Source organism: Streptomyces shenzhenensis (assembly GCF_003688995.1).
In the GTDB taxonomy this organism is placed as follows: domain Bacteria; phylum Actinomycetota; class Actinomycetes; order Streptomycetales; family Streptomycetaceae; genus Streptomyces; species Streptomyces shenzhenensis_A.
Genome location: NZ_PENI01000102.1, coordinates 1 through 736 on the forward strand (window position 1 = coordinate 1; position 736 = coordinate 736).

A 736-nucleotide genomic window follows, 5' to 3' on the forward strand; every position below is an offset into this window, starting at 1 on the left:
GCCAAGAAGACAAACAGCATCCTGGCCTGTATCAGGAATAATGTGGCCAGCAGGAGTAGGGAAGTCATCGTGCCTCTGTACTCAGCACTGGTGAGGCCTCACCTCGAGTACTGTGTTCAGTTCTGGGCCCCTCACTACAAGAAGGACATTGAAGTGCTGGAGCGTGTCCAGAGGAGAGCCACCAAGCTAGTGAGGGGTCTAGAGAACAAGTCATATGAGGAGAGGCTGAGGGAACTGGGCATGTTTAGTTTGGAGAAGAGGAGGCTGAGGGGAGACCTCATTGCCGTCTACAACTACCTGAAAGGAGGTTGTAGAGAGGTGGGTGTTGGCCTCTTCTCCCAAGGGAATAATGACAGGACCAGAGGAAATGGTCTAAAGTTGCGGCAGGGGAGGTTGATTAGATATTAGGAAGAATTACTTTTCTGAGAGGGTGGTCAGGCACTGGAACAGCCTGCCCAGGGAGGTGGTGGAGTCACCATCCCTGGAGGTATTTAAGAAACGTGTAGACATGGCTCTTCAGAGCATGCTCTAATGGCCAAGATTATTGGGTTGTGGGTGGGTGATGTGGTGGAGTGTTGTGGTTTTTGTTTCGTTGTTGTTTTTTTTTGGTTTGGTTTGGTTTTTTGGCTTTTTGGTTTTGTTTTTTTTAAGGTTGGACTCAATGATCTCAGAGGTCCCTTCCAACTATGGTGATTCTGTGATTGATTCTGTGTTTGTACATGAAGGAATGAGGAAA

At 48.1% G+C, this 736-nt stretch carries 1 protein-coding gene; it reads left to right on the plus strand.

What is annotated here, in order from left to right:
- Positions 1 to 408 (plus strand): hypothetical protein (locus tag CTZ28_RS47640; RefSeq protein WP_183154927.1); only part of this gene is annotated, 408 nt, incomplete at its 5' end.
- Positions 409 to 736: the final 328 nt, after the last annotated feature.